The sequence below is a fragment of the Dehalococcoidales bacterium genome, from assembly GCA_035529395.1.
Lineage (GTDB): Bacteria > Chloroflexota > Dehalococcoidia > Dehalococcoidales > Fen-1064 > DUES01.
In genome coordinates this window covers 1-6,781 of the sequence record DATKWT010000095.1, presented here as the reverse complement: position 1 = coordinate 6,781, position 6,781 = coordinate 1, and the positions used below count along the sequence as shown (strand labels likewise).

Below are 6,781 nucleotides of genomic sequence, written 5' to 3'. Positions count from 1 at the left end.
TCTCACACCAGGTGGGCATCGCGCTTGAAGACGGGGAACAGGCTGACATTATTGCCGGGACGCTGCGGGAGAATGAGGGCACCGAAGCACTGGCCCTGACCGCCGGACAGGCAGCCGGCCAACTCTCGCCGGACGGTGTCTTCCTGTTGTCAGCCGGTTCGACTTCCATAACCCGCGTGGAGGGCGCAATACGGACCCGGAATCAGCTCAGGATACAGGAGCGAAAGAGATGGAAGGGAAACAGCCTTCTCATTGCCAGGCACAAGTAGAAATCAACTGCCAGGCAGTCGACCCGGTACTAAAGAGGGATTGAACTCCACCAATCCATACGGTAGAATTAAGGTAGTAGTATATGAACGATGCTCACGTCCTCTTCACTCCGAGTGGTCGGGAGGAAGCGGCATGGAATGGCAGGCAAGGCTCGGCTTCCTGTCACCCGCGGTCTACGAGAAAAGATACTACGCAGGGCTGCTGGCAGCATGAAAGGTTTGGTGTCCACTATTAACATCCTACGTCAAGGGGATGTATTCTTGAGCGCAAACCCAGTGTTCAGATGTAAAGTAGGCGATAGTGTTAAGAACCAAAGGCGCGGACATACCTGAGAACCTATTCCAGAAATGGGGGCGCCTCATCCTGATTGCCACCACTCTCGCATTGGTTATGGCTTCGGTGATGAATTTCTTGACTGGTTGCATTGGCGCTGGACCTGTTGTTGACGGTATTGTCGACCATAAGATAGTGACAGGGATAAAAGATAATACTTCCTATACAATCTTGACTAATACACCCGGTGACGACGGCCCATATGTCCTGGTAAAAGATAGCGATTATGAGGGGTATTTCACCATTCGAGATAAAAATGCCATCATCAGCGAATCACTGGAAAATGAAATACATGGGAACTATCTTCAAATCAAGTATCTCGTCTCCATCAGAGTGGAGTCCTCTGATCCAATCAACAACCTGGTACAAGGGGATACTTTGGCATACTTTGCCAGTAGACATGACTTCAACAAGGTGATGATAGGAGACAAGATAAGGTATGAGGTCGCAAGGTCGGTCCACTCTACAATCCGGCGACTATTGGAAGTGCAAGGTCAAGACTGAGATCTTGTTAGCCACCCGACTATCAAACATCAGGTGACACGTTCTTGTGGCAATCTCCTGAACTGTTGCAGTCGCACATAAGAATGGAATGTGTGGCCAAGTCACAGTAGCCTATTTAGTTGCCTGCGGAGAAAAAGGAAAGAGGCTGGGCATCCCGATACCGGGAAAACCCAGCCTCTTCTATCCTATGGTTATGCCAGTAAAGACCTAGCTCTTACCGATCCTGAACATCTTCGTACCGCAGGTGGAACAGACACCCTGAGTCGCCGGCTTTCCGTTCTTCATCGTCATGGCTGCGCTGGCCTTCATCCAGCGTGCGATGACCGGGCTCTAGCCCTTCAGAGCTAACGCATAAGGGCACTCGCTGCTGACTCCGTGCAGCCTTAGTTACGGAACTGCTGCCGTTCTGCACTGTCCAGTTTGCAGGGAGACGACCAGGAATACCGAACAACAATACGGCAATACGGTGCTACAAGTTGCCGTATTATCTATAGTAGACCAATATACTGAACAGGTAGTCGCAGTCCGGTCATGATTCTCCGCGCATAGAAATGTGCTTGTAATTTGTTGATAAGGGGTATTGACAAGTCGTATAGCGAGATGGTAGAATATACAGAAAGAGGCAACCGTATACCTCCTGCTTAAGCAAGGGGGTGTCCTAAATGCAGAGAGCAACTTCCAGAGAGGTCAGCAGCGGATTGGCTCCGCTTGACGAACTTCTTCAGCGACTTCGCCTGGGTGATAATGTTGTCTGGCAAGTCGACCGTCTGGAGGATTACCCCTACTTTGCCCGGGCTTTCGCCGACCAGGCCATTCATGACGGTTCCAAGTGCATATACCTCCGTTTCGCTCCTCATCCGATGGTCCTGGAACCCAGCCCCGGACTTACCATCACCGAGATTAACCCCGCTCTCGGTTTTGACTACTTCAGTACCGAGGTACACAAGGTAATCGAGGGATACGGACGGAGAGCATGTTACGTCTTTGACAACCTTTCCGCTTTGGTCGACGAGTGGGCTACTGACGAGCTTCTGGCTAATTTCTTTCAGGTAACCTGCCCCTATCTCTTTCAACTCGATGATGTCGCTTACTTTGCCTTACGACGTGGCCAGCACAGCCACAGTGCCATTGCCCGAATACGCAATACTACACAGGTCCTGGTAGATGTTTACCATGTTAGCGGCAGCGTGTACGCCCACCCGATAAAGGTCTGGGAACGCCACTCACCGCAGATGTTTCTGCCTCACCGGATTAACGGCAAAGGCTGGGAGCCTGTATCGAAGAGCGGTGATGCAGCGACGATACTGACCACAGTCAGCCATCGTCCCGTCGACATAAGCTCGCAGTCAATTGCTCCCTGGGACTCTGTATATCGTAAGCTTATCCAGTTTCAGGAGACCGGGGAAGACCTGGCGAAGGAGACCCAGGAAACGAAGTCACTCAAGGATGCGTTATCCCGGATGATGGTTGGCAATCACCCCAAATTCAATCAGCTCGCCAATCGTTACCTGACCCTGAATGACCTCTTGCAGGTGAGGAATCGCCTCATTGGTTACGGTCGCATAGGAGGCAAAGCGGCGGGCATGTTGCTGGCCAGGCGTGTTCTGACCACCGACGAAGGTGAGACTGATTTCAGCCAGGTGCTGGAGGAGCACGACTCATTCTATATCGGCTCGGACGTGTTCTTCACCTTTCTGGTGAACAACGACCTGTTCCAGCTTAGATTCGAGCTGTCAAGAACGGGAAAGATAACCTGGGATGAGTTTGCGCATGTTGAGCGAAGATTCCTTACCGGCAAATTCCCCGAAGAAATAATAGAGCAGTTCCACGGCATGCTTGACTACTACGGCCAGGCACCCATTATAGTCCGCTCGTCAAGCCTGCTTGAGGACAGTTTTACGGATGCTTTCGCCGGCAAGTACCTCAGTGAGTTCTGCGTGAACCAGGGGAGCCCGGAGGACCGGCTGGAGGCTTTCTTGAGGGCGGTCAAGCTGGTCTATGCCAGTGCCCTGAACCCGGATGCCCTTTCCTATCGGCACCGGCGGGGGCTTATAGAGGGCGATGAGCAGATGGCAATCCTGGTGCAGCGGGTTTCCGGGATGCCCTTCAAGCAGTACTTCTTCCCCAGCCTGGCGGGAGTAGCTTTTTCGAGGAACCTTTATGCCTGGACAGACCGGATTGACCCTGCCAAGGGAATGATACGGCTGGTCTTCGGTTTGGGCACCCGTGCCGTCAATCGCGTGAGTGGCGACTATCCGCGCATGATTGCCGTAAGCCATCCCCAACTCAGGCCGGAAATCGGCATGGAGATCGTCAAGTACTCCCAGCGTCAGGCGGACGTTCTTGACCTTGCGTCGAACACTTTTGAAACCAGGTCCTTTACGGAACTGGTCAGAGATGACGGCTATCCTGGTCTGAACCTGCTGGTTTCGGTGGTAGAAGATGGATACATACGGGACTGGCATATCACTCCTTCTACCAAAGGGAAGAATCTCCTGCTGACCTTCAATAACATCATAGAGCGGACCAAGTTTGTTGGAATCATGGGCGACATTCTAGCCAGGCTCGAGCGAGCCTGGGGCCAACCGGTGGATATTGAGTTCACGGCCTACATTGACGGAGAGAACAATGTGAAGATAAACCTGCTGCAGTGCCGTTCGCTGCGTGTACCCCGCTCGGTGGGGATGGAGGTTACCATCCCGGAGAACCTTCCCCGGGAGCAGGTACTTTTTCGCTCTAATCGTGCAATAAGTGCCGGTCTGGTCAGCGACATTCGTTACATCATATACATCGACCCCCGGAAGTATACCCACCTGGCCAACTTGCAGCAGAAAAGGGCCCTGGGCCGGGCAGTCGGCAAACTGAATGAGACACTGCACAAGCGGGAGGGCAGGTTCATGGTAATGGGGCCAGGCCGCTGGGGCAGCAGCAATATCGACCTTGGCGTCAACGTAAGCTATGCCGATATTCGGGATGTCGCGGTGCTGGTAGAGGTTGCTCGTGTGGAGGCAGGGCATGAACCGGAGGTCTCCTACGGGACTCACTTCTTCCAGGACCTCGTTGAGGCGGAGATACTCTATCTCCCAGTCTATCCCGACGACGACAGCACTGATTTCAACACAGAGTTCTTCACCGGGTCACCTAATATACTTAAAGACCTGCTGCCGGAACTCAGCAATCTTGAGGAGGTGATGCATGTGATAGATGTGAAAGCGGTCACAGGTGGTAGTACGGCGAAGGTCGTTGCTGACCCAAGGAACCGTCGTGCCATCTGTTTTCTGGATAGAGAATCACCAAAACCATTCGTATAGGGAGGGAAAAAGAAGATGAATCTGCAAAGACCAAATGCCAACGATGCTACCCAGAGTGCCAATCGCTCTAGAAGTGTGGTTCCGATGAGCGGATTGTGTACCCGCTGTATCGACGGCTGCACTGGAAACTGTGAGGTATTCCGAGCAACTTTCCGTGGCCGGGAGCTACTCTATCCCGGGCCCTTTGGTGATATTACTGCAGGTGGTGATAAGGATTACCCCATTGATTACTCACACCTGAATGTACAGGGTTACGCCCTCGGGGCTAAGGGGCTACCGATGGGTGTTACCGGAGATTCCGATACGGCGATTTTCCCGGCCGTGAATACAGAGACGGAGTATGGCTGGGATAGCAAGGTCAATATGGCCATGCCGATATTTACCGGTGCCCTTGGTTCTACCGAGATAGCCCGGAAAAACTGGGACCACTTTGCTGTCGGCGCTGCACTGAGTGGGATTACGCTGGTATGCGGTGAGAATGTCTGCGGTATCGACCCGCAACTGGAACTTGATGACAATGGCAAGATAATATCGTCACCGGATATGGACCGCCGCATTGAAACATATCGCCGTTACCACCGCGGTTACGGCGAAATTCTAGTACAGATGAACGTCGAGGATACCCGGCTGGGAGTTGCCGAATATGTAAGGACAAAGCATGGGCTTGATAGCATCGAGCTTAAGTGGGGTCAGGGTGCCAAGTGTATTGGTGGCGAGATAAAGGTCGACAGTCTGGAGCGGGCTCTGGAACTACAGAGGCGGGGCTACATCGTCACCCCTGATCCATCACATCCAATAAACCAGGCGGCATTCGAGGATGGTTCCCTCAAGGAGTTTGAACGTCACAGTCGACTTGGCTTCATTGACGAAGAGAGTTTCTATGCTGAGGTCGAGCGTCTGCGTGACCTGGGGTTCAGTCGCATCACCCTGAAGACGGGTGCCTACGGCTTGCGTGAGCTGGCAATGGCCATCAAGTGGAGCTCAAAAGCCCACATCGACCTTCTCACCATAGACGGTGCTCCTGGTGGTACGGGGATGAGCCCGTGGCGCATGATGGAGGAATGGGGTATGCCCAGCCTGTATCTGCACTCGGCGGCCCAGGAGTTCGCTCAGAGATTAGCCAACCGGGGGGAACGGGTGCCTGATATTGCCTTTGCCGGCGGCTTCAGCAGTGAGGATGGCATCTTCAAAGCGCTGGCCCTGGGGGCCCCATTCGTGAAGGCAGTGTGTATGGGAAGGGCGCTGATGATTCCGGGGATGGTCGGCAAGAACATCTCCCAGTGGCTCAAAGAAGGCAAGTTGCCAAAAACCGTAGGGCAGTATGGCTCTACCCCGGAGGAGATATTTGTCTGCTACGAAGAGGTCAAAGACCTCGTTGGTGCCGACGAGATGAAGAATCTGCCAATGGGCGCAATGGGCATATACAGCTACATCCAGAAGCTTAGAGTAGGTCTGCAACAGCTAATGGCGGGTGCCCGTTGCTTCAGTGTGCCTGCAATCGATCGCCATGACTTGATGTCGCTTACCGAAGAATGCACAAAGGTCACGGGCATCCCTTATCTCATGGATGCCTACCGGAAAGAGGCGATGGCGATTCTGACAGAGCGCTATGGTGGTCTCGATGAGAGCATGGCCCGTGGCAGTGCTGCAGACTTCAAGAGCACCTATCACAGGATTCGGACCTACGAATAGGGGCTGAACTCGCCGACGACAATCTGCGCAGCGGCGTCAGTCCTGGTCAGGTTCTCAACCGGAGGTAACCGGCGGTCCCTCAGGTCATTTCCAGGACAGTCAGCAGGCCCATAATGGCAGGGGGGAGCGCCGCTACTCCGCTTGACCGCCAATGCACGTGATGCCTCTGTCACAAATGCTGTCCAGGTTGGGAAGGCTAGCAGGTCTTCAATTGTCTGCTAGCCTTTGCTTTTTAAATCTCTTCAAGACGGCTCGGGCCAATACACGAGCCAAATATCAACCATAACCTGTCCTTTTTTATAGAAGGGTACGGGGATGACCTTCTGCCTTGCCAAGATTGCCATTCAGGCGGGCTAATCATTGATTTAATTGTGGAGTCTCTAGATAAGAAACGGCAACCTCTATGTCGCTCTCAGGCAAAGTGGACATTTGAGTGCCTTCTGACCACAAGTGTGTATTTTGAGTGCCAAGTCATCTGACCATTTCGCCGCTCCTGTTTACGGCTGGAGAGCGTCGAGACAAGATGGAATTTTTAGGGCGTTGACATTGTCCAGAAAATACGCCAGCCTGCCAGCGATGGGCACTAAATCATGAGAATACAGAAAGGAGCGGGAGAAGGGATTTTTTTGGTGGGCCATCCTGGGCTCGAACCAGGGACCTCAGTCTTATCA

5 protein-coding genes are annotated in these 6,781 nt (G+C 53.1%); 4 read left to right on the top strand and 1 reads right to left on the bottom strand.

Translation table 11 applies throughout. The features are described 5' to 3' along the window. Both VMW13_06310 and VMW13_06305 read left to right on the top strand, forming a co-directional pair. The coding region (locus tag VMW13_06310) for a hypothetical protein (protein ID HUV44426.1) at nt 1–269 on the top strand (269 nt) is incomplete at its 5' end. 301 nt (nt 270–570) lie between these two features. Continuing rightward, nucleotides 571–1,107 carry a hypothetical protein gene (locus VMW13_06305; protein HUV44425.1) on the top strand — a complete coding sequence of 179 codons (537 nt, stop codon included), beginning with the start codon at nt 571–573 and terminating at the stop codon, nt 1,105–1,107. Between the two features lie 207 nt (nt 1,108–1,314). Here the strand turns inward: VMW13_06305 and VMW13_06300 are convergent, their stop codons facing one another. Further along, nucleotides 1,315–1,416: a DUF5679 domain-containing protein gene (locus tag VMW13_06300; protein HUV44424.1), complete on the bottom strand. Its 102-nt coding sequence runs from the start codon at nt 1,414–1,416 to the stop codon at nt 1,315–1,317. 353 nt (nt 1,417–1,769) lie between these two features. Here VMW13_06300 and VMW13_06295 point away from each other — a divergent pair, with 353 nt between their 5' ends. Continuing rightward, nucleotides 1,770–4,418: a PEP/pyruvate-binding domain-containing protein gene (locus VMW13_06295; GenBank protein HUV44423.1), complete on the top strand. Its 2,649-nt coding sequence runs from the start codon at nt 1,770–1,772 to the stop codon at nt 4,416–4,418. A 15-nt stretch (nt 4,419–4,433) separates the two neighbouring features. Beyond that, nucleotides 4,434–6,110 (top strand): FMN-binding glutamate synthase family protein, encoded by a 1,677-nt coding sequence (locus VMW13_06290; GenBank protein ID HUV44422.1) that lies wholly within the window; start codon nt 4,434–4,436, stop codon nt 6,108–6,110. The last annotated feature ends 671 nt before the right edge of the window (nt 6,111–6,781 follow it).

Bases quoted from the DNA above. Each gene is read 5' to 3' on its own strand.
- VMW13_06300 (HUV44424.1), bottom strand. From the start codon at position 1,416: ATGAAGGCCAGCGCAGCCATGACGATGAAGAACGGAAAGCCGGCGACT.
- VMW13_06290 (HUV44422.1), top strand. From the start codon at position 4,434: ATGAATCTGCAAAGACCAAATGCCAACGATGCTACCCAGAGTGCCAAT.
- VMW13_06295 (HUV44423.1), top strand. From the start codon at position 1,770: ATGCAGAGAGCAACTTCCAGAGAGGTCAGCAGCGGATTGGCTCCGCTT.